We start from the raw sequence: 24,893 nt of genomic DNA, 5'->3' as shown, positions 1-24,893 counted from the left end.
TTATTTGCACTTGCACGGAATGTGATCATGAACTCAGTTTTTATTATCGATGACCACCCGGTTATACGGCTTGCCATTCGAATGCTGTTGGAGCACGAAGGCTACAAAGTGGTGGGTGAAACGGACAACGGTTGCGACGCCATACAAATGGTCCGCGAGTGCTTGCCGGACCTGATTATCCTCGATATCAGCATCCCCAAGCTGGACGGGCTGGAAGTGCTCTGCCGATTCAACGCAATGAACACACAGATGAAAACCCTGATCCTCACAGCTCAGTCTCCTACGCTATTCGCCACACGCTGCATGCGCTCGGGCGCCGATGGCTACGTGTGCAAGGAAGGTGATCTCAGCGAATTGCTGAGTGCTATCCGCGCAGTTTTATCCGGTTATAACTACTTCCCCAGCCAGGCATTGACCGCCAATGGTGCCGATGGCGCGGAATCCCAGGAACTTGAATTATTCAAGACCGTCAACGACCGGGAACTCATGGTATTGCAACTTTTTGCACAAGGCCGCACCAACAAGGAAATTGCCAAAGGTATGTTCTTGAGCAACAAAACAGTAAGCACTTACAAAAAAAGGCTAATGCAGAAACTTCAAGCCAAATCCTTGGTAGAACTTATCGAGATGGCAAAACGAAACGCGCTAGTGTGAGAAAGCGGATGCCCAGGCGTATAAAGGACTATCTGATTACATTGAGTGCCGGTTTGTGCTTCAGCACCGCCGTGCTCGCGAACCAGCAAACGGGCCCGGAACACCTCACCTTGTTGAGCCGCGCAGGCTCGGTTCAACTGGAAACCCACCTGAACAAGGCGCAACGCCAATGGCTGCAGAACAAACGCGAACTGGTGCTGGGTGCCGCGTCCCCTGACTACCCCCCGTTCGACCTGACTTCCAGTGGTCGCGACTATGAGGGGCTCACAGCCGACTACGCCGGCCTGTTGGCCAAGGCAGTGGGCTTGCCGGTAAAGGTCTTGCGCTACCCAACCCGAGAGGCCGCCATCCGCGCCCTCGAAACGGGCGATATTGATTTATTGGGCACCTCGAACGGCTTCGAGGCGGCAAACCCCAACCTCACGTTGTCCGAACCCTATGCCGTCGACCAGCCGGTACTGGTCACCCGCGAAGGAGAAACCCGCAGCCTGACGGATGGCATGGCCGGGATGCGGCTGGCCCTGGTCTACCACTACCTGCCGCTGGCCGAGGTGGAAAAGCTGTACCCCGAAGCGATCATTCGTGCCTATCCCTCTTATCAGAATGCCTTGAACGCGGTGGCATTCGACCAGGCCGATGTGTTCCTCGGCGATACCATTTCCACCCATTACATGATCAACAAGGGCTACCTGAAAAACATCCACATGGCCAACTTCGGTAAACACGAGGCCTATGGGTTCAGCTTTGCCATGCCCCAGCATCAAGGGATGCTCTTGAGTATCGTCGATGCGGTACTGTCGGCCGTGCCCACCAATGAGCGGGAAACGATCACCAAACGCTGGAGCGCCGGCAGCGATATTTTGCTGACCGACCAGAAGCTGCAACTGACGCAACGCGAGGAGCGCTGGCTGAACGAGCACCCGGTAGTCAAGGTGATCGTGAATGAAACCTTCGCCCCCCTGACGTTCTTCGACGCTGACGGCAACTTCCGTGGCATCACCGCCGACCTGCTGGAACTGGTCCGCCTGCGTACCGGGTTGCGTTTCGAGATCCAGCGCGGGCGTGACGTGAATGCAATGATCCAACAGGTAGACGACGGCAAGGCTGACATCATCGGCGCAATCGTGCCGAGCGCTGAACGCGAAACACAACTGAACTTCAGTCGACCCTACCTGGAAAACTCCTATGTGATGCTGACACGCAAGGAGCCCGACGCGCCCTCGAGCCTGGAGCAGTTGGCCGGCAAGCGCCTGGCAATCACCCAGGGCAATCCTTTGGAATCGATCTTGCGCCGCGATTTTCCCGAGATCCAACTGGTAAAGGCCAGCGACACCTTCAAGGCCTCGGAGCTACTGGCCCAAGGGCATGTGGAAGGCGCGGTCAACTCGCTGGTGGTCGCCAACTACTTCCTGTCGTCCCAGGTATTTCAGGACAAACTTCAGATCAGCACCAGTATCGGCACCTTACCCGCGACGTTTGCACTGGCTACATCACGCAGTGCCAACGAACTCAGCTCGATTCTCGATAAGGCATTACTGAGCATCGCCCCGGATGAGCTGGGCGTGATCAACAGTCGCTGGCGTGGCTACACGGCCGCCTCCGACAGCTACTGGCGCAATTATCACCAATTGATCGCTCGCATCATCATCGGCACCGGGCTTTTACTGTTGGTCTCCCTGAGCTGGAACGCCTACATGCGTCGCCAGATCAAACATCGCCAGATGGCCGAGCGGGCCCTTAATGACCAGTTCGAGTTCATGCGGGCATTGGTCAATGAAACCCCGCACCCCATCTACGTACGTGATCGTAAAGGCATGCTGCAGACCTGCAATGACAGCTACTTGCAGGTATTCGACGTCAAGCGCGAAGACGTGATCGGCAAAAACGCCATCCAGATGAGCACCGCCCTCGAAACCGACGCGACGCAGTACCACGCCGATTACCAGCGGGTGATGGCCGAAGGCAATCCGCTGATCCTGGACCGTACCCTGCATATTCATGGCAAGAAGCTGACGATCTACCACTGGATCCTGCCGTACCGCGACTCTACCGGGGAAGTACAGGGGATCATCGGTGGCTGGATCGACATCAGCGAGCGACGCCAACTGTTCGATGAAATCCGTGCGGCCAAAGAGCGCGCCGATGAAGCCAATCGGGCCAAGAGCACGTTCCTCGCGACCATGAGCCATGAAATACGCACGCCGATGAATGCGGTGATCGGCATGCTGGAGCTGACCCTCAAACGCGCTGACCAGGGTCACCTCGATCGTCCTGCCATCGAAGTCGCGTACAACTCGGCCAAGGACCTGCTGGAGCTGATCGGCGATATCCTCGACATTGCCCGCATCGAATCCGGCCGCCTGAGCCTGGCGCCGGAGCGGGTCAACCTGCGTGAGGTGATCGAGTCGGTGGTACGTGTCTTCGACGGCCTGGCGCGCCAGAAAACCCTGAGCCTGTCCCTTGAGTTCAAGCCAGACCACGACGACACCGAAGTGCTGATCGACCCGCTGCGCTTCAAGCAGGTGCTGTCCAACCTGGTCAGCAATGCCATCAAGTTCACTGAGATGGGCCAGGTAAAAATCAAGGTTGAGGTGGTGCCCACCGAACTGGCGCAGCAGGTCGAGATGAAACTGGTGGTCGAGGACACCGGGATTGGCATCAGCCGGGATGATCAGTTGCGCCTGTTCGAACCGTTTGCCCAAGCGGACAATTCCGGCCAGCTTGCCAGGAGCGGCGCCGGCCTGGGGCTGGTGATCTGCCGTAGCCTGTGCGCGATGATGGGTGGGCAACTGAGCCTGAGCAGCGTGCCCATGGTGGGTACCCAGGTGCATGTCAGCCTGAAAATGACGCGTCTGCAGCCGGAACAGGCAACGCATGAACTCAAACCCGAGGCGCCTACCACCGCTCCGGTACTCAATGTGCTGGTGGTGGATGACCATCCGGCCAACCGCCTGCTGATGTGCCAGCAGTTGGGTTACCTGGGTCATCAGTTCACCGCCGCGCAGAACGGCGTCACTGGTTTCCAGGCCTGGCGCCAAGAGCGTTTCGACCTGGTCATCGCTGACTGCAACATGCCGATCATGAATGGCTACGAGTTGAGCCGCTCGATCCGCGAGTACGAACAGCGCGAGCAACTGGTGCCGTGCGTAGTGTTGGGGTTCACCGCCAACGCCCAACCCGAGGAGAAGCAACGCTGCGCCCAGGCAGGCATGAACGATTGCCTGTTCAAACCCATCAGCCTCACGGCACTGGAGCGGCAACTGGCGCAGATCGCCCCTCCACCTACCCACCTGCACCTGGACCTTGGCAACTTCGAGGCCCTGACCGGCGGAGATCCACAGTTGAGCTGGCGTTTGCTGGAGGAGCTGTTGAGCAGCAGTCGGCAAGATCGCCAGGAGCTGAAGGCGCTGGCCGCTGCGCACGCCCCACTCCAGGACATCATCGAGCAGGCGCACAAGATCAAGGGCGCGGCGCGTATCGTTCAGGCCACCTCACTGGCTGCGCACTGCGAGACCCTGGAGCAGGCATGTGCCCGCGGCGCTGAATGGGCACAGATAGAAACAGATGTGAAAGCCCTGGAAAAGCTCATGCTGGAACTCGAGCGGTTGCTTAAAGTGCAGCTTCACAGCCTGGATAGCGTGTAAGGGGCGGTTGCCGCCCCTCACCTGATCAGCAGTCGGTCAAGCGCAGGAAAATCGCCGCCAACTGTTCGATACCTGCCTGGTCCTGGACGGTAAAACGCGCGAGTGATGGGCTGTCGAGGTCAAGGACGCCAATCAGTTTGCCGTCCTTGACCAGGGGTACCACCAGCTCGCTGTTCGATGCACTGTCACAGGCAATGTGCCCAGCAAACGCGTGAACATCCTCCACTCGCTGGGTTTGCCGCGACGCCGCCGCCGCACCACATACTCCACGGCCAAACGGAATACGCACACAGGCAATCTGGCCCTGGAATGGTCCGAGCACCAGTTCTTCGTTGCGGTTGAGGTAGAAGCCGGCCCAGTTCAAGTCATCCAATTGGTTGAACAGGAACGCCGAGAACTGCGCACTGTTGGCAATGAAGTCACGTTCATCGGCCAGCAGCGACTCCAGTTGCGCGCAGAGCATGGCGTAGCCATCAAGGCCAGTACCGGCGCTGGTTAGATCGATCATGGTTGACGCTCCAACAATTTGAGGCCCACCCAGTAGCGGGCGAATTGATAGGCACAACGGCCGTTACGGTTGCCGCGACCGGTGGCCCAGCGCACGGCAAGGATGTCGAGGGCTTCATCGCGCTGCCACTGCAAACCGGCCTTGTTCGCCAGCTCGCCGATCCAGTGCTCAACCACATCCAGGAAATGCTCCTGGGTGAACGGGTAGAACGACAGCCACAAGCCGAAACGGTCGGACAAGGCGATCTTGTCCTCCACGGCTTCGCTTGGGTGCAGTTCGCCATCCACGCGTTTCCAGTTGTCGTTGTCGCTCTGGTTTTCCGGCACCAGGTGGCGGCGGTTGGAGGTGGCGTACAACAGCACGTTTTCCGGGGCTTGTTCGAGGGAGCCGTCGAGCACACTTTTGAGCACGCGGTAATCACCCTCGCCGGCCTCGAACGACAGGTCGTCGCAGAACAGGATAAACCGCTGCGGCAGCTTGACCAGTTGCTCGACCACTCGTGGCAGGTCCGCCAGGTGGTCGCGCTCGATTTCGATCAGGCGCAAGCCGGCCTTGGCGTGCTGCGCCAGCAAGGCACGCACCATGGACGATTTACCAGTGCCACGCGACCCCCACAGCAGTGCATGGTTGGCGGGCAGGCCGTCGATGAATTGCTGGGTGTTGCGCGCCAGTGTTTCACGTTGCTTGTCCACGCCGATCAGGTCAGACAGGCGCATCTCCAGGCTCACGTCCAAGGGCAACAGGAAACCACTGCGGCCTTCACGCTGCCAGCGGGCAGCCAGGCACTGGTTCCAATCGATGGTTTGGCGCGGCGCGGGCAACAAGGGTTCCAGGCGGGCGAGCACTGCGTCGGCCCGCTCAAGAAAGGCGTTCAATCGAGAATCCACGATTATTCCTCTGGCAAGTTCTTGCAAAAGATGGCGTATTGGCAACCCTGCGGCAGACCGCACGAGGCTGCGTAAAAAAACGATTCATGCCGGGTAAGCCAGAGCCTGTGGATGTTCAGCTATGCTTGCCGGGCGAAGGGAAACGTGAAGTGGTTCAACACTCAATGGATATCAAGTTCGCCCACCGCTTGTCTTATAAACAAGCCAGATTGACTGTGCTGGTCGGTTTCGTCTTGGGAACCTTGCTCAGCCTGATCCAAATCGGCATTGATTATGCCAGCGAAGACGCATCCATCAACCGTGAAATTCGCTCACTGATAGAAATCAGCCATAACCCCGCGTCACGCATCGCCTACAACATCGACGCCGAACTGGCCCAGGAACTGACCCTGGGCCTGCTGCACTCCCCCGCCATCATTCACGCCCAGTTGATCGACAACAACGGCGTGGTGCTGGCCGATGTCGACCGGCCACGCAAGGAGGGCACCTACCGCCCCCTGAGCGACTTCATGTTCGGCGCCAACCGCCATTTTGAAGACCGCTTATTCCTCAGCCATATGCCCAACGAATCCCTCGGCGTGCTGCGCCTGGACGTCGATACCTATGCCTTTGGCAGCCGCTTTCTGCACCGTGCCGAAATCACCCTGCTCAATGGATTTGTCCGCAGCCTGTTGCTCACCGGCATCCTGCTGGGCTTGTTCTACGTGATGTTGACCCAGCCGCTGGTGCGCATTATCCGTGAGCTGAGCAACCGCAGACAGGCCCGCCTGGACTGCCCGCCCGGCCACGAACATGACGAAATCGGCGTACTGGTGAACGTCGCCAACCAACAGTTCGAAAACATGGAGACGGAGATCCAGCAACGCCGTCACGCCGAAGATCGGCTGACTGAATACCTGGGGCAACTGGAAGACATCGTCTCCGCCCGCACCCTGGAGCTCAAGGCCAGCAACCAGCGCCTGAGCCAGTCCAACGATGAACTGGAAGCGGCGAAGATGCATGCATTGGGCATGGCCCAGGCGCGGGCCGCGTTCCTGGCCAACATGAGCCACGAAATCCGCACCCCGCTCAACGGCCTGCTGGGCATGATCGCGCTGTCGCTGGACAGCCCGCTCAACGCTGAGCAGCGCCAGCAACTGTCCATCGCCCATGATTCGGGCAAAGTGCTGGTGGAGCTGCTCAACGATATTCTCGACCTGTCCAAGTTCGACGCCGGTCAGCTGGAGCTGGAGCGCATACCGTTCGACCTGGGCTCACTGGTGGAAGACACCGCCAACCTGTTGTCGCAGAACGCGGCGCCGAGCGTTGAACTGACCTGCCTGATCGACCCGCAATTTCCCGCCCAAGTCCTGGGCGACCCGACCCGGGTGCGGCAAATCGTCAGTAACCTGCTGTCCAATGCCTTGAAATTCACGCGCTTCGGCCGGGTGGACGTGCGCCTCAGTGCGTTGGAGGGCCGGGTACGCATTGAGGTGTGCGACACCGGTATCGGCATTGCCCAGGAAGCCCAGGTGAAGATCTTCCAGCCGTTCACCCAGGCTGGCGCCGGTATCACCCGCCAGTTTGGTGGCACAGGCCTGGGGCTGGCCCTGACGCATAACCTGTGTGAAGCCATGAAGGGCCGTTTGAGCATCAGCTCGGAGGTGGGCTTTGGTAGCCAATTCTGCGCCGACCTGCCGCTGCCGATCCATTTGCCTGCGGTGCAACCGACACCGCTCACGGGTGAAGTGATCGCCATCACCAGCGCCGGCAGCGGCCTGACCGAACTGCTCACCACCCTGCTGCCCCATTGGGGGCTGACACCGCATTGCTACCCGCGTGATGAAGACTTGAGCGGGCACAGCCCGGACCTGTTGATCACCGACTGCCCGGAATGCCTGTTCCGCCTGCGTCCTTCCATCAGCGCGCCGATCCTGCTGGTGACCGCCTATGGCAATTTCATGCCCAGTGAAGAAGTCGCGGCACTCGCGCCCTTGCAGCAACAAGCACGCCCGCTGAGCCGCAATGCGCTGTATCAGATCCTGCAACGAAACCTGCGCAGCGATGCGCAACTGATCCTCGACCCGATCCAGATGGAAGCCGCGCCCCTGGCCCATCGCGCGCGCATCCTGCTGGTGGAGGACAACCCGGTCAACCAACTGGTGGCCAAGGGCATGCTCAGCAAGCTGGGGTGCGAGGTGGTCGTCGCGGCTCACGGCGGCGAGGCGCTGAAGTTTCTGGAGGAGCAGCCCTTCGACATGGTGTTGATGGACTGCAATATGCCGGTGATGGATGGCTATGAGGCCAGCCGGCAGATTCGCCGCAGCGGGCGCTGGCCGGACCTGCCCATTGTCGCGTTAACGGCCAATGCCTTGTCAGAAGAACGCGAGCGGTGCAGGGCCGCAGGCATGAATGACTACCTGGCCAAACCGTTTCGTCGCGAAGAACTCAGCGGTTTGCTGGAGCTGTGGGTGCCGAAGACGACACGTCTCTGATCTGCCCGAGCAGCTTGTCCAGGCCATCGCGCAACGTGTCGGCCTGGTTCAGGTCGATGCCGCTGTTGCACAGCAGTCGGGTCTTGAGGCCCTGGGTCTGATCGCGCAAGTGCACACCGGCTTCGCTCAGGCTCAAGTGCACTTCCCGCTCATCCTTGCTACTGCGCTGGCGCCGGACCCATTTGAGCTGCTCAAGACGCTTGAGCAACGGCGTCAGCGTGCCCGAGTCGAGCATCAAGCGCTCACCCAAGGCCTTGACCGTGGGCTGCGCCGGCGCTGCTTCGTGCCATTCCCACAGCACCAGCATCACCAGGTATTGCGGGTAGGTCAGGCCCAACTCATCGAGCATTGGCTTGTAGGCGCGGGTCACCGCCCGGGAGGCGGCGTAGAGCTTGAAACACAGTTGATGGTCGAGGGCCAGGGAGACGGTCATTTGAGCAGGGCTTCGATCTCTTGGGTCAGGTCCTGCGGCTTGGTGGTCGGGGCAAAGCGCTTGACCACCTGGCCGTCATGGCCAATAAGGAACTTGGTGAAGTTCCACTTGATGCCTTTGGAACCCAGCAGGCCTGGCGCCTGCTTTTTCAGCTGCACGAATAAGGGATGGGCCTCGCTGCCATTCACGTCGATCTTCTTGAACAGCGGGAAGCTGACGCCGAAATTCAGCTCGCAGAATTCGGAAATCGCACCTTCGTTACCGGGCTCTTGCTTGCCGAACTGGTTGCAAGGGAAACCCAGTACCACCAACCCCTGGTCCTTGTACTGTTGCCAGAGCTGCTCCAGGCCCTTGTACTGCGGAGTGAAGCCACACTTGCTGGCGGTATTGACCACGAGGATGGCCTTGCCGGCGAAATCGGCCAAGGTCTTTTGCTCACCCTTGATGGTGGTGCAAGGGATGCTCAGCAGGTTGTCACTCATGGCAGTGCCTCGTTGGGGAAAAGAGGGGTAAACATAGTAGGCAATTAAATTGCATGCAATTTAATTGACCAAATTGATACCTCACTATCACCCCTCCCCCGTAGGCGCCCGGCTTGCCGGCGATGGCGTCCGTGAGATCGCCATCGCCGGCAAGCCGGGCGCCTACAGGATGCCGCGTCGGTCAATTCAACGCGGGACGAGGTCCAGGCACACCGAATTGATGCAATAACGCAGGCCGGTCGGCGGCGGGCCGTCCGGAAACACGTGCCCCAGGTGTGCATCGCATTTGGCGCAGGTGACTTCCGTGCGGATCATGCCGTGGCTGACGTCACGGATCTCGACCATCGCGCTGTCGGCGATCGGTGCGTAGAAGCTCGGCCAGCCGCAGCCGGAATCAAACTTGGTAGCCGAATCGAACAGTGGCTCATTGCAGCAGATGCAGTGATACACGCCGTCGGTCTTGGTGTCATTGTACTTGCCGCTGAAAGGACGCTCGGTGCCCTTGAGACGGCATACGTTGTACTGCTCTGGATCGAGCATCGCCTTCCACTCATCAACGGTTTTCTGCAACTTTTCCATCGGTACACCTCGGCAACTGAAAAAGCCTGATCTGTGTCTTTTCCATGGATCAGGCGGCACGTATGATTGCGCCTCTTCAAAACGCCAGTCTGGCACCCGCGCTACCGGCATTCAAACGTATTTATGGGTGCGGGCCCCGCAGGATTCGCAGTACGGTAGTGTCCACACCGTCTGGATCGTTCATTTTCAGGATCACATCGCCATGCAGGTCAGCAAATCGAACAAGCTCGCCAACGTCTGCTACGACATTCGCGGCCCAGTGCTCAAGCACGCCAAACGCCTGGAAGAGGAAGGCCATCGCATCCTCAAGCTGAACATTGGCAACCCGGCGCCGTTTGGTTTCGAAGCGCCGGACGAGATCCTCCAGGACGTGATCCGCAACCTGCCCACCGCCCAGGGCTACAGTGACTCCAAAGGCCTGTTCAGCGCGCGCAAGGCGGTGATGCAGTACTACCAGCAGAAGCAGGTCGAAGGTGTCGGTATCGAAGACATCTACCTGGGCAATGGCGTGTCCGAGCTGATCGTGATGTCCATGCAGGCCCTGCTCAACAACGGCGACGAAGTGCTGGTGCCGGCGCCGGATTACCCGTTGTGGACCGCCGCCGTGACCCTGGCAGGTGGCCACCCGGTGCACTACCTGTGTGACGAAGGCGCGGACTGGTTCCCCGACCTGGCCGACATCAAGGCCAAGATCACCCCGAACACCAAAGCCCTGGTGATCATCAACCCAAACAACCCGACGGGCGCGGTGTACTCCAAGGAAGTGTTGCTGGGCATGCTCGAACTGGCGCGCCAGCACAACCTGGTAGTGTTCTCCGACGAGATCTACGACAAGATCCTCTACGACGACGCCGTGCACGTGTGCACCGCTTCCCTGGCGCCGGACCTGCTGTGCCTGACCTTCAACGGCCTGTCCAAGTCCTACCGCGTGGCGGGGTTCCGTTCCGGCTGGATCGCCATTTCCGGTCCCAAGCACAACGCCCAGAGCTACATCGAAGGCATCGACATGCTGGCCAATATGCGCCTGTGCGCCAACGTGCCGAGCCAGCACGCGATCCAGACCGCCCTGGGCGGCTACCAGAGCATCAACGACCTGGTGTTGCCCCAAGGCCGCCTGCTGGAGCAACGCAACCGCACCTGGGAGCTGCTCAACGCGATCCCGGGCGTGAGCTGCGTAAAACCCATGGGTGCATTGTACGCCTTCCCGCGAATCGACCCGAAAGTGTGCCCGATTCTCAACGACGAGAAGTTTGTGCTCGACCTGTTGCTGTCGGAAAAGCTGCTGGTGGTGCAAGGCACCGCATTCAACTGGCCGTGGCCGGATCACTTCCGCGTGGTGACGCTGCCGCGCGTGGATGACCTGGACATGGCCATTGGTCGCATCGGCAACTTCCTCAAGTCCTATCGCCAGTAATGCAAACTGCGCTGTACGACCGACAATCGGTCGTACAGCGAGTATCTGGCAACACTTCTCTGCCCCTTCTCCATTCCAGCACTTCGCTGGCGGCGAAACTGCCACCTACCCCCTATGATTACAGGGCGCAAAGGTAACGGCGAACCGGTCAAGACGCCTTTTGAACCTCGGAAAATCCCTTCACGGCCCTACATTCATGCTGTAGGACACAGTTTGAAATAGTCGCTCGGTTGAATCACCCCATGCCGCACCTTATATACCCCGCAGTACGCGACATATTAAGCATGAGGAGAATTCTACAACCATGATGCGCATCCTGCTGTTCTTGGCCACTAACCTTGCGGTCGTGCTGATTGCCAGCATCACCTTGAGCCTTTTCGGCTTCAACGGGTTCATGGCGGCCAACGGGGTTGACCTGAACCTCAATCAGCTGCTGATTTTCTGTGCGGTCTTTGGTTTTGCCGGCTCGCTGTTCTCGCTCTTCATCTCCAAGTGGATGGCAAAGATGAGCACCAGCACCCAGGTGATCACCCAGCCACGTACCCGGCATGAGCAATGGTTGCTGCAGACCGTTGAGCAGTTGTCCCGCGAGGCGGGTATCAAGATGCCTGAGGTCGGGATCTTCCCGGCCTATGAAGCCAACGCGTTTGCCACCGGCTGGAACAAGAACGACGCACTCGTTGCCGTCAGCCAGGGCATGCTGGAACGCTTCTCGTACGATGAAGTGAAGGCGGTGCTGGCCCACGAGATCGGCCACGTGGCCAACGGTGACATGGTCACACTGGCGCTGGTCCAGGGCGTGGTGAACACCTTCGTGATGTTCTTCGCGCGGATCATCGGCAACTTTGTCGACAAGGTGATCTTCAAGAACGAAGGCGGTCGCGGCATTGCCTACTTCGTGGCGACCATCTTCGCTGAACTGGTGCTGGGCTTCCTGGCCAGCGCGATCACCATGTGGTTCTCGCGCAAACGCGAATTCCGTGCAGACGAAGCCGGTGCTCGCCTGGCCGGTACCGGGGCGATGATTGCAGCGCTGCAACACCTGCGCTCCGAACAGGGCCTGCCGGTGCATATGCCAGACAGCCTGACAGCCTTCGGCATCAACGGCGGCATCAAACAGGGCATGGCTCGCCTGTTCATGAGCCACCCGCCACTGGAAGAGCGCATCGACGCACTGCGCCGTCGGGGCTAAGTACAAGGTGACGCAACGAGGGGCGATCTGATCGCCCCTTTTTTGTGGGCGCGAATATCGTCATCGCGGGCACGCCCGGCTCCCACAGCCGTACGTGGGCACATGCAGCAGCCGGGCGTGCTCGCGATGGCCATCCCTAACCACGATGCGAAGCGAGCCGCTCTTGAACTTGATGTTGCTTTTGATCTTAGGCGCCCCGTCAAACACGCTGGCCAGAATTCGACAGGGATTTTGGGGTAAACCGGCAGGGATGCCGGCTTAGCCCCCGTAAGGGCGGAACCCATGCAGCCGTTATCTGAATAACGGATATGTACCCAGCCAGATCCAACATCCAGGTCGGCTGTCAGGCCGCCTTCGCAGGCAAGCCAGCTCCCACAATTGGATCGCGGGTGACAGTTAGAGCGTGGTCGGCAGTTAGGCCGACATAGCTGGCAAGCCAGCTCCTACAGTTGGATCGCGGGGTGATCGTTAGATTGTGGTCGGCAGTTAGGCCGCGTTCGCAGGCAAGCCATACACATTTGGATCCCAGGGTAATCGTTAGGTAGCGCCCTCACCCCAGGTCCGACGCCCTACCCGGAGTCGTATAAATACCCATGCCGCAATCGCACTGCCCTGATCAACGCATAGTCAGCTGATAAACCCGCTCATCAAGCCGCGTAACACCGTCCTGCACAAACTTCCAACTCTCACCCAGGATGTCTTGCTCCTCAAGCACCCCCAACGTCCATTCCGCCCCAAACAACACCTTCACTTCATCATCCGTCACCGCAAACGGCGGCCCAGCTTTTTGGGTCTGGTCGTAATCAAGAGTGACCAGCAGCCCCTGGCAGCCGGGACGCAGCAGATGGTTCAGGTGCTCCGCATACCGCGCACGCATCAACGGCGGCAAGGCTATCAGTGCGGCTCGGTCATACAGCCCGGTGCAATCAGCCAGTGCCTCGGCGTCCAGGGCAAAGAAATCGCCGCACCATACCTCGATCAGATCAGCCTGATACACCGTGAACGCCCCCCGCCGTGTAATGCGTGGCACAAGGCTCTGCTCACTGAAAAACGCCTCCACGGCCTGTTCCGACAGCTCCACGCCCATGACTCGCAGCCCATGGCTGGCCAGCCACATCAAATCCAGGCTCTTGCCACACAGGGGCACCAGCACCTGGGCGTCTCGGGCGAGCGCCAACGGTGGCCAGTGCCGTTGCAGGTAGGGATTGACCTCGGGCAAATGAAAACCGATCTGGTTGCGCGCCCAGCGCTCCTGCCAAAACTTAGGCTCCATGGATCCTCCCGAAAACTCGATCAAAAGGCACTAAAACTTATATTAGATTTAGATCAATGATCTGATTAAAGATGGGCCCATGTTAACGCTCAGGACCCCCCTTATGTTCCCCAGCCTGTTTATCTCCCACGGTTCGCCCATGCTCGCCCTGCAACCCGGCGCCAGCGGCCCCGCGTTGCAGCGCCTGGCAGCCGAGCTGCCACGGCCCAAGGCGATCGTGGTGGTGTCGGCACACTGGGAGAGCCAAGAACTCTTGGTCAGCGGTAGCGCAGCGCCCGAAACCTGGCACGACTTCGGCGGTTTCCCGCGCGAATTGTTCGCCGTGCAATACCCGGCGCCGGGTGACCCGCAGTTGGCCAGCGAGATCGTCCAATTGCTGCACGCCGATGGCCTCAATGCCCGCATTGATGACCGGCGCCCCTTCGACCACGGTACCTGGGTACCACTGTCGCTGATGTACCCGGCGGCGGATATTCCGGTGGTGCAGGTGTCCCTGCCCAGCCGCATGGGCCCTGCCCTGCAGACCCGCGTCGGGCATGCCCTGGCCAGCCTGCGCGAGCAAGGTGTGTTGCTGATCGGCTCGGGCAGCATCACCCATAACCTCGGTGAACTTGATTGGCGCGCCGGGCCGGAGACCATCACGCCATGGGCGCTGGCGTTCCGCGACTGGGTCGTCGACAAGCTGGCGGCCAACGATGAAACCGCCTTGCACGACTACCGTCGCCAGGCGCCGAATGCCGTGCGCAACCATCCCAGTGATGAACACCTGCTGCCGCTGTATTTTGCGCGGGGTGCCGGTGGCGATTTCAGCGTGGCGCACCAGGGCTTCACCCTGGGTGCGCTGGGCATGGACATCTACCGCTTCGGCTGACGCCCCCCTTGCAGGAGCCGGCTTGCCGGCGAGTGCGGCGCTCCAGCCCACACACTTGGCACTGACAGCCGGGCCCTACAGTTGCTGCATAGCCGTGTAAAAATATCAGCAAAAAAAATCCCCGACCGAGTCGGGGATTTTTTAGGTGCGATCAATCAGCCCAAGGGCGGATCAATCTTCGCGGTAGCGACGCAGCTTCAGCTGCTTACCGGCAACGCGAGTGTCTTTGAGCTTGGCCAGCAGTTTTTCCAGACCGTCTTCCGGCAGCTCCACCAGGGAGAAGCTGTCACGGACCTGGATACGACCGATGGCTTCACGTGCCAGGCCACCCTCGTTGAGGATAGCGCCCAGCAGGTTCTTGGCAGCGATACCATCACGCGCGCCCAGCGCGGTACGGCAACGAGCACGGCCTTCAGCCAATGGCACCGGAGCGCGACGCTCACGATCACCACGGTCTGGACGGTCGCCGGAACGCTCTGGACGATCACCGCGTGGCGCGCTGTTCGGAACCAGTGGACGTTCTTTCTCGATGGCTGCCAGGGTCAGGGCTTGACCGTTGGTAGCTTTGCGCAGCAAGGCTGCGGCCAGGGCACGCGGGGTGCAACCGATATCGGCGGTCAGGCGGTCCAGCAGTTCGCCGTGGGTCGATTCAGCGTCAGCCACCAATGGCGCCAGGCTGTTGGTCAGTTTCTTGATGCGGGCATCGAGGACTGCCTGGGCATCCGGCAGGCGCACTTCAGCGACTTTCTGGCCGGTAACACGCTCGATCACTTGCAGCATGCGGCGCTCACGTGGAGTGACCAGCAGCAGAGCGCGACCTTCGCGACCGGCACGGCCAGTACGGCCGATACGGTGAACGTAGGACTCTGGGTCGTACGGCATGTCAACGTTGAACACGTGGGTGATACGTGGAACGTCAAGACCACGGGCAGCAACGTCGGTCGCCACAACGATGTCCAGGCGGCCATCCTTGAGGGAGTCGATGACGCGCTCACGCTGGTTCTGGGCGATGTCGCCGTTCAGCGCGGCGGCCTTGTAGCCTTTGGCTTCCAGGGCGCTTGCCAGGTCCAGGGTCGCTTGCTTGGTGCGCACGAACATGATCAGGGCGTCGAAGTCTTCGACTTCCAGCAGGCTCAATACAGCCGAGGTCTTCTGGTCAGCGTGAACCAACAGGTGAGCCTGTTCGATCGCGGTAACGGTCTGGGTCTTGGTCTGGATCTTCACGTGTTGCGGATCGCGCAGGTGGCGTTCGGCAATGGCACGGATCGACTGTGGCAAGGTGGCCGAGAACAATACGGTCTGACGGGTGGGCGGCAGTGCCTTGAAGATGACTTCCAGGTCATCCATGAAGCCCAGCTTCAACATTTCGTCAGCTTCGTCCAGAACCAGGTGGTTCACGGTCGACAGGACTTTCTCGTCACGACGCAGGTGGTCGCACAGACGGCCCGGGGTGGCGACAACGATCTGTGCGCCGTTACGGATTGCTTTGAGTTGCGGGCCCATAGGCGCGCCGCCGTAAACGGCCACAACAGTTACGCCTGGCATTTGCTTGGCGTAGGTTTCAAAAGCGGTTGCTACTTGCAGCGCCAACTCACGGGTTGGCGCCAGGATCAGGGCTTGCGGTTCGCGCTTGGCAGGATCGATGCAGTGCAGGATAGGCAGGGCGAATGCGGCGGTTTTGCCGGTACCGGTTTGCGCCTGGCCAATCATGTCCTGGCCGGCCATGATGATCGGGATCGATTGCTGCTGAATCGCCGAAGGCTCTTCGTAGCCGGTCGCTGCGACGGCTGCAAGAATATTCGGGTTAAGATTAAAAGCGGCGAAGCCGCCGGTTTCCTGGGTCATGGGTCTGCCTCTAAGTGCATCCGCAAAGACCCATGCTCCAAAGCTGCGCATGCCGTGTTGAGACTCAAGAGTCGCCCTGGCTGCTTTGTCGGCGGGGATTTGCGAAAACGAATGAATGAAAAAGATTCGTCAAGGGAGAGTCCGCTGTGCGGACGTGCAGCCGAAGCTGACTTCGGGGAATTGCGCTACCTAAACGCGGCCCGGTTAAAGGCCGGCGCGCACTATACCGGAAATAGCTGAAAAAGGGAGCTTTTTTTATCGCCAGGCGCCGATAAACCGCGCTGCGTCACAGCCTTTGCAGATAACTGCGCCAGGGTCTATTTTTCAAAGGCCCGGCCCTGTTGGTCGCAAAGCTTAAACGGTTCACCTGACCTTTCCGACCCTTTGGTCCGAAACCCTTCCCCGCGCCCGAGGGCACACCCCATGAATCAAGCCAGCAGCAGCCGCGTCAGCCGTGAACTCCAGGGCCATGTCCTGATGCTGGGCCTGGACCGGGTGGCCAAGCGCAACGCTTTCGACCTGGACCTGCTCAATGAACTGAGCCTGGCCTATGGCGAATTTGATCGAAATGACGACGCACGGGTGGCCGTGGTGTTTGCCCATGGCGATCACTTCACGGCCGGGCTGGACCTGGCCAATGTCAGTAGTGTGATGGCAGGCGGCTGGCAACCGCCGCTGGGGGGCTGCGACCCTTGGGGCGTGTTCGCCGGCCCGCGGGTAAGCAAACCGGTGATCGTCGCGGCCCAGGGCTACTGCCTCACCATCGGCATCGAGCTGATGTTGGCCGCAGATATCAATCTTTGCGCCAGCAACACGCGCTTTGCGCAGATGGAAGTCCAGCGCGGGATCTTTCCGTTCGGCGGCGCGACGTTGCGCTTTCACCAGATCGCCGGCTGGGGCAACGCGATGCGCTGGCTGCTCACTGGCGATGAGTTCGATGCCCATGACGCCTTGCGCCTGGGCCTGGTGCAAGAAGTGATGGCCAGCGAAGACCTGCTGCCCCGCGCCGTCGAACTGGCCAACCGCATTGCCCGCCAGGCACCGCTGGGTGTGCAGGCGACGTTGATGTCGGCGCGCCTGGCGCGCATGGAGGGTGAAACCGTGGCGGCGGCCGCGTTGCCGCCGATGGTGGATAAGCTGCTTAACAGTGAAGATGCCAAGGAAGGTGTGCGGGCGATGATCGAGAAGCGGCCTGGGGTGTTCAAGGGCATTTGAATTGGCAGTAGCGGCCGCTTCGCGGGCAAGCCGGCTCCCACAGTTTGAAGTGCATGCCCCTGTGGGAGCGGGCTCGCCCGCGAAGGCGTCCGAACAAGCAACTAGGTTGCGGGCCGAATCGCCTTGATCAACGGCTGCAACGAGTACCCCAACCTCGGCGCTAACGCTTCGGCACGGGCCGAGAGCGCATCCATTTCCAGTTCCTGGTCCAGTTCGGACGGCACCAGCAGAATCACATTGCCCTCCTTCACCGGCAACTCCCAGTAATGCCGGTGGTACAACCCACGCAACAACGCCGCCCCCAGGGGCTTGCCATCGTCGGTGGCCCACTGGTTGATCACCAGCCAGCCGCCGGGGTTGAGCTTTTTCTGGCAGTTTTCCAGGAAGGTCCACGCCAGATGGCCGACGCCTGGGCCGACGTCGGTGTAGAGGTCGACGAAAATCAGGTCGGCCGGCTCGGCGCTGTCGAGCAATTGCAGGGCGTCACCGATGCGGATGTACAGCCGCGGATCGTCGTCGAGCCCCAGGTATTCGATGGCCAGGCGCGGCACATCGGGGCGCAGTTCGATGGCTTCCACATCTTCCAGCGGCAGGAACTTCAGGCACGCCTGGGTCAGCGTGCCGGCGCCCAGGCCGAGGAACAGCGCGCTCTCCGGTTGCGCATGGCACAACGCACCAATCAGCATCGCACGGGTGTAGTCGTACTCCAGCCAACTAGGGTCAGCGGTGAACACGCAGCTTTGCTCGATGGCGTCGCCAAACTCGAGAAAACGGTAATCGGCCACTTCGAGCACACGGATCATGCCGAAATCATCATGGACTTCGGCGAGCAGGCGCTCGACACGCTCCTCGGTCATCACTACTCCTAAGGGGTTTACCGCACGGCAAAGGCGCGATTGTCGGCCAACCGGCGGCAACAGGTCACGCACTAATTGCTGATAACATTGGCGCCCGACCGTCAATCAGCCAATCGAGTTCATGATGAGCCAACCCTGGAGCCCCGACAGCTGGCGCGCCCTGCCGATCCAGCAACAACCCCAGTACCCGGACGCTGCGCACTTGTTGCAAGTGGAGCAGAACCTGGCCAGCTACCCGCCACTGGTGTTTGCCGGTGAAGCCCGCGAGTTGCGCCGCCAGTTTGCCGAGGTGACCCAGGGGCGCGCGTTCCTGCTGCAAGGCGGCGATTGCGCCGAGAGCTTCGCCGAGTTCTCCGCCGCGAAGATCCGCGACACCTTCAAGGTGCTGCTGCAGATGGCGATCGTGATGACTTTCGCTGCCGGCTGCCCGGTGGTCAAAGTCGGGCGCATGGCCGGCCAATTTGCCAAGCCGCGGTCGGCCAACGATGAAACCATCGACGGCGTCACCCTGCCCGCCTACCGTGGCGATATCGTCAATGGCATCGGTTTCGACGAAAAAAGCCGCGTGCCGGACCCCGACCGCCTGCTGCAGTCCTACCACCAGTCCACCGCCACCCTGAACCTGTTGCGTGCCTTCGCACAGGGCGGGTTTGCCGACCTGCACCAGGTGCACAAGTGGAACCTGGACTTCATCGCCAACTCCGCCCTGGCCGAAAAGTACAGCCAACTGGCCGACCGCATCGACGAAACCCTGGCTTTCATGCGCGCCTGCGGCATGGACAGCTCGCCGCAACTGCGCGAAACCAGCGTCTTCACCGCCCACGAAGCGCTGCTGCTCAACTACGAACAAGCCTTCGTGCGCCGTGACAGCCTGACCAACGACTACTACGACTGCTCGGCGCACATGCTGTGGATCGGCGACCGTACCCGTCAGTTGGACGGTGCCCACGTCGAGTTCCTGCGCGGGGTGAACAACCCGATCGGGGTCAAGGTCGGCCCGAGCATGAACCCGGATGACCTGATCCGCCTGATCGACATCCTCAACCCGGACAACGACCCGGGCCGCCTAAATCTGATCGCGCGCATGGGCGCCGGCAAGGTCGGCGACCACCTGCCCAACCTGATTCGCGCGGTGCAGCGCGAGGGCAAGCAGGTGCTGTGGAGCTCCGACCCGATGCACGGCAACACCATCAAGGCCAGCAGCGGCTACAAGACCCGCGACTTTGCGCAAATCCTGGGCGAGGTAAAGGAGTTCTTCCAGGTGCACCAGGCCGAGGGCAGCTATGCCGGCGGGATTCACATCGAGATGACCGGGCAGAACGTCACCGAATGCATCGGCGGCGCGCGGCCGATCACCGAGGATGGCTTGTCGGACCGCTACCACACCCACTGCGACCCACGGATGAATGCCGATCAGTCGCTGGAATTGGCGTTCCTGATTGCCGAGACGTTGAAACAAGTCAAACGCTAAGACGTTAAGTCGCCTGTTCTGACGCCATTGCGGGCAAGCCCGGCTCCCACCGCTGCCCGCGTCCCCCTGTGGGAGCCGAGCTTGCCCGCGATGGCGTCCTAGAGAGCACTGCCCCGAGTGATCATCGCCACCCGCAACCGGTCGCCACTCGGCCGCTGGCAATTGAGCTGTACCTGTTCCAGCCCCAGCCAGTCGGCCATTTGTAACAGGTTCTGCGCCAGCGCCTGCATCCCATCCTCATCCAGCCCCGGCTCTTCTTCGTGCACCGCATGCACCGCCAGGCGTCCATTGGCGCGTTCGGCACGCAGGTCGATGCGCGCCGCGATACGTTCGTTGTGCAGAAACGGCAGCACGTAGTAGCCGTAAACCCGTTTGTCTTGTGGCGTATAGATCTCCAGGCGGTAACGGAAATCGAACAGGCGCTCGGTACGCGCACGCTCCCAGACCAGCGAATCAAACGGCGACAGCAATGCGCTGGCCGGCACGTTGCGTGGCACTTTCGGCTCGGGCAGGCAATACGCCGGTTGTTTCCAGCCTTGCACCTGGCAGACCTGCAACTGCCCGTCCTCCACCAGTTCAGCGAGGCGGTGGCGGCTGTCGGCCGGATCGAGGCGGAAGTAGTCGCGCAGGTCTTTCTCGGTCGCCACGCCTAAGGCCGTCGCGCTGTGCAGCAGCAGACCGCGCTGGGCCTCGGCCTCTGTGACAGTGGCATGCAGGATATCGCCGGGAATGACCCGCTCCGGCAAATCATAGAGCCGCTCAAACCCACGCCGCCCCGCAACCGTGACGAGGCCGGCGGCAAACAGCCATTCCAGCGCGTGTTTCTCGTCGCTCCAGTCCCACCACGGGCCGGCGCGTTCCTCGCGGGTCGACAAGCTGCCGGCACCCAGCGCACCTTGTTGCTCAACCGTCTGCAGTACGCGCTGAATCGTCGCCTGTTGCTCACGCCCAAAGCGCGCCATTTGCGAATAAATGCCCTGGCCCTGCTTGGCCCGCTCCATGCGCCAGCGCATCAGCGGGTACAGCGCCATTGGCAACAGCGACGCCTCATGCCCCCAATATTCGAACAGCGAACGCCGCCGCCCCTGGCTCCAGGCGGCTTGTTCAAGTATCAGCGGGGAGTAATGGCCCAGGCGGGAAAACAGCGGCAGGTAATGGGAGCGCACCACGGCATTGACCGAATCGATCTGCAACACGCCCAGGCGTTCGATCATGCGATTAAGGTGCGCAGCCTTGATCAGGGCAGGCGCCTGGCGCCCGGAAAAACCCTGGGCCGCCAGTGCCATGCGTCGAGCTTGTTTGAGTGAAAACGACAGGTCGGCGGGCATGGGGTTCTCCGTGGATGCTCGCCGACTACCCTACTGCATCCTGGGTCATTTTCGCAGCGGGTCTTGCCAGAAATGCAGGTGGCGCTCCTGCTCCACATCGCCACGGTTGAGACCGATGTCCTTGAGCGCATCATCACTCAAGGTCGCCAGCATCTGGCGCTCCTCATGCAGCGCCTGCCAACGGGCAATCTTGTGAAACAGCCCGGCAAACGGACGTTTCGCCATCAACACAAAACCTCTTTGACCTTTCATCTTCTCGCCCTCCAGTGGGGATGGCGCAAGTGTGTGCCTGGGCTTAAGATCAATCCAACGAATGTTTCTTATGCAATACATCTCGGAGATTGATCAATTGTCCGGCTACCCGAGTATCGACACTGACGTGCTGCGCACCTTCGTCGCCATCGCCGACCAGGGCGGTTTCACCCGAGCTGGCGAGCTGGTCAACCGCACCCAGTCGGCGGTGAGCATGCAGATGAAACGCCTGGAAGAAGACGTGTTGCAGCGCAAGCTGTTCGAGCGTGATGGTCGCCAGGTACGGCTGACGCCCGAAGGCCAGGTGCTGCTGGGGTACGCGCGGCGCATCCTGAAACTGCACAGCGAAGTGTTCAACACCCTGCGTGAACCGCACATGGTCGGGTTGGTGCGCATCGGCACGCCGGACGACTACGTGATGCGTTTCCTGCCGGGGATTCTCAAACGGTTTTCCAAGGCGTATCCGCTGATCCAGATCGAGATGCACTGCGAGGCGTCGAACGTATTGATGCAGCGCCGCGACCTGGCGCTGACCGTGATCAGCCGTGAGCCCGGCAACGAGATCGGCGAATTGCTGCGCACCGAGCGCATGGTCTGGGTGGCGGCGCCGTGCTTCTGTGTGGACGAGCACGATGCATTACCGTTGGCGATTTCCGGCGTCGACAGCTTTTGCACCCAGTGGACCCGCGCAGCTCTGGACGCTGCCGGGCGCGACTACCGGCTGGCCTACCACAGCTCCAATGTGGCGGCGATCCAGGCCGTGGTGAGTTCCGGCCTGGCGGTGATGGTCAGCATGGAAAGCCTGGTTACCGAAGACCTGCGCGTCCTCGGCAGCGAAGAAGGCTTCCCCCCGCTGCCGTCGATGAATCTGCGCTTGCTGCGCAACCCGGCGATGACCTCGCCCATCACCGAATGCCTGGCAGAATACATCCTCGAAGGCTTCAGACTTTAAAGGTCAGCATCACCGCGCACACCACCAGGAAGCCGCAGAACAGGCCACGCAGCACGCGCTCCGGCAGCGCGTGGGCGACCTTCACGCCCCAGCTGATACTGAGCAAACCGCCGACGGCCAGCGGCACGCCGATCATCCAGTCCACCTCCTGGTGCCAGGCGTAGGTCACCAATGTCACGCCCGTGCTGGGCAATGCCAAGGCCAGGGACAAGCCTTGGGCAACCACTTGGGTGGTGCCGAACAGACTGGTCAGCACTGGCGTTGCGACCACCGCGCCGCCGACGCCAAACAGCCCCCCCATGGAGCCGGAGGCGGCACCGAGTACCCCGAGCCACGGCCAGGAATAACGCATCTGGGCGGTCGGCGGCGCGTTGCGGGTGAACATGCGCAGCAGGTTGTAGGCTGAAAGCGTCAGCAAAAAAGCGATAAAGCCGATGCGCATCGCCCCCGCGTCCAGGCCCACCGCCCAGATCGACCCGAGCCAGGCAAAGGTGAACCCCATGACGCCCAACGGCAGCGCATGCCGCAGTTCAATGCGGTTGCGTTGGTGATAGCGCCACAGCGCCAGCATCACATTCGGCACCACCATCACCAGCGCCGTGCCTTGGGCCAGTTGCTGGTCCAAGCCGAACAACACACCCAGCACCGGGATTGCAATCAGCCCGCCGCCAATGCCAAACAGGCCGCCCACCGTGCCAAGGGCCGCGCCCAACACCAGGTACATCGCTAAATCCAACACCGCTTGTTTCTCCGCAATCCCAGGCCTCGCATGCTACGCAGTCGGCTCTGGCGCGGAAACGCACAGCAACGCACAATGGCTGTGCCAATCTTGCATAAGCAGCGTTTGATGAACCCCAATACCCTGACTGATCAACTGGGCCTGTTTCTCGATGTCTTGGAAACCGGCAGCTTTTCTGCCGCCGCCCGCCGCCATCCGCTGACGCCCTCTGCAGTGGCTCGGCGCATCGACAGCCTGGAAAATTCAGTGGGCAGCCGCCTGTTCCAGCGCAGCACCCACGCGATGGTGCCGACCCCGGCAGGTTTGGCGTTTGCCGAACGGGCGCGACGGATTGTCAGCGAGTTGCAATTGGCGCGGGCCGAGGCGGTATCCCTCAGCCACGCACCGGAGGGCCTGATTCGAGTGGACGCGCCCGCGGCCTTTGGTCGACGGCACCTGGCGCCGGTGATAGCGGACTTCCTCAACGTGTACCCCGGCCTGGATGTGCACCTGCATTTGATCGACAGCTTTGTGGACATGCAGGGCGCGCACCTGGGCAAGGTGGACCTGGTGCTGCGCGCCGGGCATATCGTCGACACGCGGTTGATCGCCACGCACTTGGCGAGCATCGTGCGCATCGCCTGCGCCAGCCCGGCGTATCTGAAAAGCCGAGGCACGCCCACCCATCCTCTGGAGTTGAGCGAGCACGACGGGCTGGACTGGGACGGCCTGGCGCCGATGTTCGCCTGGCGCTTCGAGCTGGATGGGCGCCGTGCTACCTATCGGCCGCGACGCATCCGCATGAGCGCCAACAATGCCGAAGCCTTGCTGTCGGGTGCCCTGGCGGGGTTGGGCATCGCGCACTTGCCCACGTGGCTTGCCAGTGAGTACCTGGTGCGCGGTGAACTGCTGCCGCTGTTTTGCGAAAACGGCCTGCCCAGCCCGGAGACCACCGGGATCTATGCGCTGCGCCTGGAACAGCAGCCCAATGCGCGCAGCCGCTTGTTGCTGGAATACCTGAAAACCCGGTTCAGCCCCGTGCCGCCGTGGGACCTGGCCCTGCAAAGTGGCTTGGCCTGACCGCTCGGACAGAATTATCTGGCGCATTAAAGATTTGCCCGCTAGATTCCAGCCCAGACACGCTTTTTCGAGGTACCGCCATGAGCAAGAACCCTGATCCCTGCGAATCGCTGATGCTGGACAACCAGCTGTGCTTCGCCCTGCACTCCACCTCGCTGCTGATGACCAAGGTCTACAAGCCGCTGTTGCAAGCACTCGGCCTGACCTATCCGCAGTACCTGGCCATGATGGTGCTGTGGGAAGAGGATGGTTTGACCGTCGGCGAAATCAGCAGCCGCTTGCTGACCGATCCGGGCTCGCTCACCCCCCTGCTAAAGCGCCTGGAAGCCGAAGGCCTGCTCAGCCGTACCCGTAGCCGCGAGGATGAACGGGTGGTGGTCGTTGAATTGACGGCCGCCGGCCGTGCCCTGCAAGACAAGGCCATGGGTATTCCGCAGTGCATCCTCGGCGCCAGCGGCCTGGAGCTGGAGCAATTGCGCAAGTTGCAAGGCGACCTGATTGCCTTGCGCGCCAACCTGCAAGCCAGCGTTTGACACGTTAAACCAGACACCGCCTGTCTAAACTGTGGGAGCTGGCTTGCCTGCGATCGCGATAGATCAGTCATCCATGCGCTGATTGATACACCGCAATCGCAGGCAAGCCAGCTCCCACTTTCGTTAAGCGGTGTTTTCGGAATTCATTGTCTTCAGAAAAATTTTAAAATTTATCTTGCGCGCTAAACATTAGCGCTATACATTCATCTCACCAACTACTTAGCGCGCAAA

The 24,893-nt window shown here is 60.9% G+C and carries 22 protein-coding genes; 11 read left to right on the top strand and 11 right to left on the bottom strand.

Annotated features, from left to right (window positions below; translation table 11 throughout):
- Positions 1-27 precede the first annotated feature (27 nt).
- The gene (locus KUA23_RS09075) at positions 28-654 is read left to right on the top strand and encodes a response regulator transcription factor (RefSeq protein WP_099492407.1); all 627 of its coding nucleotides are present in this window, start codon (positions 28-30) and stop codon (positions 652-654) included.
- A gap of 8 nt (positions 655-662) precedes the next feature.
- Positions 663-4,298, top strand: coding sequence for a transporter substrate-binding domain-containing protein (locus tag KUA23_RS09070; protein WP_252993799.1), 3,636 nt, complete (start codon positions 663-665; stop codon positions 4,296-4,298).
- Positions 4,299-4,323: 25 nt separating this feature from the next.
- Here KUA23_RS09070 and KUA23_RS09065 read toward each other — a convergent pair whose 3' ends face one another.
- Together KUA23_RS09065 and KUA23_RS09060 are read right to left on the bottom strand one after the other, a co-directional pair.
- Entirely contained in the window at positions 4,324-4,806 is a 483-nt protein-coding gene (locus KUA23_RS09065; RefSeq protein WP_078047572.1) for a GAF domain-containing protein, read from the bottom strand.
- On the bottom strand, positions 4,803-5,693 hold the full coding sequence (locus KUA23_RS09060; RefSeq protein WP_078047571.1) for an ATP-binding protein: 891 nt from the start codon (positions 5,691-5,693) through the stop codon (positions 4,803-4,805). Before KUA23_RS09060 ends, KUA23_RS09065 begins: the two co-directional genes overlap by 4 nt.
- Before the next feature lie 164 nt (positions 5,694-5,857).
- Here KUA23_RS09060 and KUA23_RS09055 point away from each other — a divergent pair, with 164 nt between their 5' ends.
- Positions 5,858-8,167: a hybrid sensor histidine kinase/response regulator gene (locus KUA23_RS09055; RefSeq protein ID WP_078047570.1), complete on the top strand. Its 2,310-nt coding sequence runs from the start codon at positions 5,858-5,860 to the stop codon at positions 8,165-8,167.
- On the opposite strand, the gene KUA23_RS09050 is transcribed toward KUA23_RS09055, so the two are convergent.
- From KUA23_RS09050 to msrB, 3 genes are all read right to left on the bottom strand, one after another.
- Complete coding sequence (locus KUA23_RS09050; RefSeq protein ID WP_252993798.1) at positions 8,121-8,600, bottom strand: MarR family winged helix-turn-helix transcriptional regulator; 480 nt, start codon at positions 8,598-8,600, stop codon at positions 8,121-8,123. The two genes, KUA23_RS09055 and KUA23_RS09050, sit on opposite strands and share 47 nt — an antisense overlap.
- Positions 8,597-9,082, bottom strand: coding sequence for a glutathione peroxidase (locus tag KUA23_RS09045; protein ID WP_078047568.1), 486 nt, complete (start codon positions 9,080-9,082; stop codon positions 8,597-8,599). Before KUA23_RS09045 ends, KUA23_RS09050 begins: the two co-directional genes overlap by 4 nt.
- Positions 9,083-9,268: 186 nt before the next feature.
- Complete coding sequence (gene msrB / locus KUA23_RS09040) at positions 9,269-9,661, bottom strand: peptide-methionine (R)-S-oxide reductase MsrB (RefSeq protein WP_078047567.1); 393 nt, start codon at positions 9,659-9,661, stop codon at positions 9,269-9,271.
- Between the two features lie 202 nt (positions 9,662-9,863).
- Between msrB and KUA23_RS09035 the strand changes: the two genes are divergently transcribed.
- Positions 9,864-11,075, top strand: a complete 1,212-nt coding sequence (locus KUA23_RS09035) for a pyridoxal phosphate-dependent aminotransferase (protein ID WP_016978462.1) — start codon at positions 9,864-9,866, stop codon at positions 11,073-11,075.
- A 304-nt stretch (positions 11,076-11,379) separates the two neighbouring features.
- A complete protein-coding gene (htpX, locus tag KUA23_RS09030) occupies positions 11,380-12,267 on the top strand; it encodes a protease HtpX (RefSeq protein ID WP_099492402.1) in 888 nt (295 codons plus the stop codon).
- Positions 12,268-12,883: 616 nt separating this feature from the next.
- Here htpX and KUA23_RS09025 read toward each other — a convergent pair.
- Complete coding sequence (locus KUA23_RS09025; RefSeq protein ID WP_100491211.1) at positions 12,884-13,540, bottom strand: thiopurine S-methyltransferase; 657 nt, start codon at positions 13,538-13,540, stop codon at positions 12,884-12,886.
- 103 nt (positions 13,541-13,643) lie between these two features.
- Here KUA23_RS09025 and KUA23_RS09020 point away from each other — a divergent pair, with 103 nt between their 5' ends.
- On the top strand, positions 13,644-14,411 hold the full coding sequence (locus KUA23_RS09020; protein WP_078047564.1) for a DODA-type extradiol aromatic ring-opening family dioxygenase: 768 nt from the start codon (positions 13,644-13,646) through the stop codon (positions 14,409-14,411).
- A 171-nt stretch (positions 14,412-14,582) separates the two neighbouring features.
- Here the strand turns inward: KUA23_RS09020 and KUA23_RS09015 are convergent, their stop codons facing one another.
- On the bottom strand, positions 14,583-16,256 hold the full coding sequence (locus tag KUA23_RS09015; RefSeq protein ID WP_078047563.1) for a DEAD/DEAH box helicase: 1,674 nt from the start codon (positions 16,254-16,256) through the stop codon (positions 14,583-14,585).
- Positions 16,257-16,679: 423 nt separating this feature from the next.
- Between KUA23_RS09015 and KUA23_RS09010 the strand changes: the two genes are divergently transcribed.
- Positions 16,680-17,471, top strand: a complete 792-nt coding sequence (locus tag KUA23_RS09010; RefSeq protein WP_099492399.1) for a crotonase/enoyl-CoA hydratase family protein — start codon at positions 16,680-16,682, stop codon at positions 17,469-17,471.
- 101 nt (positions 17,472-17,572) lie between these two features.
- Here the strand turns inward: KUA23_RS09010 and KUA23_RS09005 are convergent, their stop codons facing one another.
- Complete coding sequence (locus KUA23_RS09005; RefSeq protein WP_078047561.1) at positions 17,573-18,328, bottom strand: spermidine synthase; 756 nt, start codon at positions 18,326-18,328, stop codon at positions 17,573-17,575.
- Between the two features lie 124 nt (positions 18,329-18,452).
- Here KUA23_RS09005 and KUA23_RS09000 point away from each other — a divergent pair, with 124 nt between their 5' ends.
- Entirely contained in the window at positions 18,453-19,799 is a 1,347-nt protein-coding gene (locus KUA23_RS09000; protein ID WP_252993797.1) for a class II 3-deoxy-7-phosphoheptulonate synthase, read from the top strand.
- 98 nt (positions 19,800-19,897) lie between these two features.
- Here the strand turns inward: KUA23_RS09000 and KUA23_RS08995 are convergent, their stop codons facing one another.
- Both KUA23_RS08995 and KUA23_RS08990 read right to left on the bottom strand, forming a co-directional pair.
- Entirely contained in the window at positions 19,898-21,127 is a 1,230-nt protein-coding gene (locus KUA23_RS08995) for a winged helix-turn-helix domain-containing protein (RefSeq protein WP_252993796.1), read from the bottom strand.
- Positions 21,128-21,172: 45 nt separating this feature from the next.
- Positions 21,173-21,379, bottom strand: a complete 207-nt coding sequence (locus KUA23_RS08990) for a DUF1127 domain-containing protein (RefSeq protein WP_177409465.1) — start codon at positions 21,377-21,379, stop codon at positions 21,173-21,175.
- Between the two features lie 70 nt (positions 21,380-21,449).
- On the opposite strand from KUA23_RS08990, the gene KUA23_RS08985 reads away from it, so the two are divergent.
- The gene (locus KUA23_RS08985; RefSeq protein ID WP_252993795.1) at positions 21,450-22,331 is read left to right on the top strand and encodes a LysR family transcriptional regulator; all 882 of its coding nucleotides are present in this window, start codon (positions 21,450-21,452) and stop codon (positions 22,329-22,331) included.
- Here KUA23_RS08985 and KUA23_RS08980 read toward each other — a convergent pair.
- A complete protein-coding gene (locus KUA23_RS08980) occupies positions 22,321-23,070 on the bottom strand; it encodes a sulfite exporter TauE/SafE family protein (RefSeq protein WP_078047557.1) in 750 nt (249 codons plus the stop codon). The genes KUA23_RS08985 and KUA23_RS08980 overlap by 11 nt on opposite strands.
- A 108-nt stretch (positions 23,071-23,178) precedes the next feature.
- Here KUA23_RS08980 and KUA23_RS08975 point away from each other — a divergent pair, with 108 nt between their 5' ends.
- Entirely contained in the window at positions 23,179-24,129 is a 951-nt protein-coding gene (locus KUA23_RS08975; RefSeq protein ID WP_252993794.1) for a LysR family transcriptional regulator, read from the top strand.
- 80 nt (positions 24,130-24,209) lie between these two features.
- Complete coding sequence (locus KUA23_RS08970) at positions 24,210-24,662, top strand: MarR family winged helix-turn-helix transcriptional regulator (protein ID WP_078047556.1); 453 nt, start codon at positions 24,210-24,212, stop codon at positions 24,660-24,662.
- Positions 24,663-24,893 lie beyond the last annotated feature (231 nt).

This window comes from Pseudomonas pergaminensis (assembly GCF_024112395.2).
In the GTDB taxonomy this organism is placed as follows: Bacteria; Pseudomonadota; Gammaproteobacteria; order Pseudomonadales; family Pseudomonadaceae; genus Aquipseudomonas; species Aquipseudomonas pergaminensis.
Note: the sequence above shows the minus strand (reverse complement) of the source record. Positions and strands in the feature narration are given on the sequence as shown.

Bases quoted from the DNA above. Each gene is read 5' to 3' on its own strand.
- KUA23_RS09075 (WP_099492407.1), top strand. From the start codon at position 28: ATGAACTCAGTTTTTATTATCGATGACCACCCGGTTATACGGCTTGCC.
- KUA23_RS09070 (WP_252993799.1), top strand. From the start codon at position 663: ATGCCCAGGCGTATAAAGGACTATCTGATTACATTGAGTGCCGGTTTG.
- KUA23_RS09065 (WP_078047572.1), bottom strand. From the start codon at position 4,806: ATGATCGATCTAACCAGCGCCGGTACTGGCCTTGATGGCTACGCCATG.
- KUA23_RS09055 (WP_078047570.1), top strand. From the start codon at position 5,858: ATGGATATCAAGTTCGCCCACCGCTTGTCTTATAAACAAGCCAGATTG.
- KUA23_RS09050 (WP_252993798.1), bottom strand. From the start codon at position 8,600: ATGACCGTCTCCCTGGCCCTCGACCATCAACTGTGTTTCAAGCTCTAC.
- KUA23_RS09045 (WP_078047568.1), bottom strand. From the start codon at position 9,082: ATGAGTGACAACCTGCTGAGCATCCCTTGCACCACCATCAAGGGTGAG.
- msrB (WP_078047567.1), bottom strand. From the start codon at position 9,661: ATGGAAAAGTTGCAGAAAACCGTTGATGAGTGGAAGGCGATGCTCGAT.
- KUA23_RS09035 (WP_016978462.1), top strand. From the start codon at position 9,864: ATGCAGGTCAGCAAATCGAACAAGCTCGCCAACGTCTGCTACGACATT.
- htpX (WP_099492402.1), top strand. From the start codon at position 11,380: ATGATGCGCATCCTGCTGTTCTTGGCCACTAACCTTGCGGTCGTGCTG.
- KUA23_RS09025 (WP_100491211.1), bottom strand. From the start codon at position 13,540: ATGGAGCCTAAGTTTTGGCAGGAGCGCTGGGCGCGCAACCAGATCGGT.
- KUA23_RS09020 (WP_078047564.1), top strand. From the start codon at position 13,644: ATGTTCCCCAGCCTGTTTATCTCCCACGGTTCGCCCATGCTCGCCCTG.
- KUA23_RS09015 (WP_078047563.1), bottom strand. From the start codon at position 16,256: ATGACCCAGGAAACCGGCGGCTTCGCCGCTTTTAATCTTAACCCGAAT.
- KUA23_RS09010 (WP_099492399.1), top strand. From the start codon at position 16,680: ATGAATCAAGCCAGCAGCAGCCGCGTCAGCCGTGAACTCCAGGGCCAT.
- KUA23_RS09005 (WP_078047561.1), bottom strand. From the start codon at position 18,328: ATGACCGAGGAGCGTGTCGAGCGCCTGCTCGCCGAAGTCCATGATGAT.
- KUA23_RS09000 (WP_252993797.1), top strand. From the start codon at position 18,453: ATGAGCCAACCCTGGAGCCCCGACAGCTGGCGCGCCCTGCCGATCCAG.
- KUA23_RS08995 (WP_252993796.1), bottom strand. From the start codon at position 21,127: ATGCCCGCCGACCTGTCGTTTTCACTCAAACAAGCTCGACGCATGGCA.
- KUA23_RS08990 (WP_177409465.1), bottom strand. From the start codon at position 21,379: ATGAAAGGTCAAAGAGGTTTTGTGTTGATGGCGAAACGTCCGTTTGCC.
- KUA23_RS08985 (WP_252993795.1), top strand. From the start codon at position 21,450: ATGCAATACATCTCGGAGATTGATCAATTGTCCGGCTACCCGAGTATC.
- KUA23_RS08975 (WP_252993794.1), top strand. From the start codon at position 23,179: ATGAACCCCAATACCCTGACTGATCAACTGGGCCTGTTTCTCGATGTC.
- KUA23_RS08970 (WP_078047556.1), top strand. From the start codon at position 24,210: ATGAGCAAGAACCCTGATCCCTGCGAATCGCTGATGCTGGACAACCAG.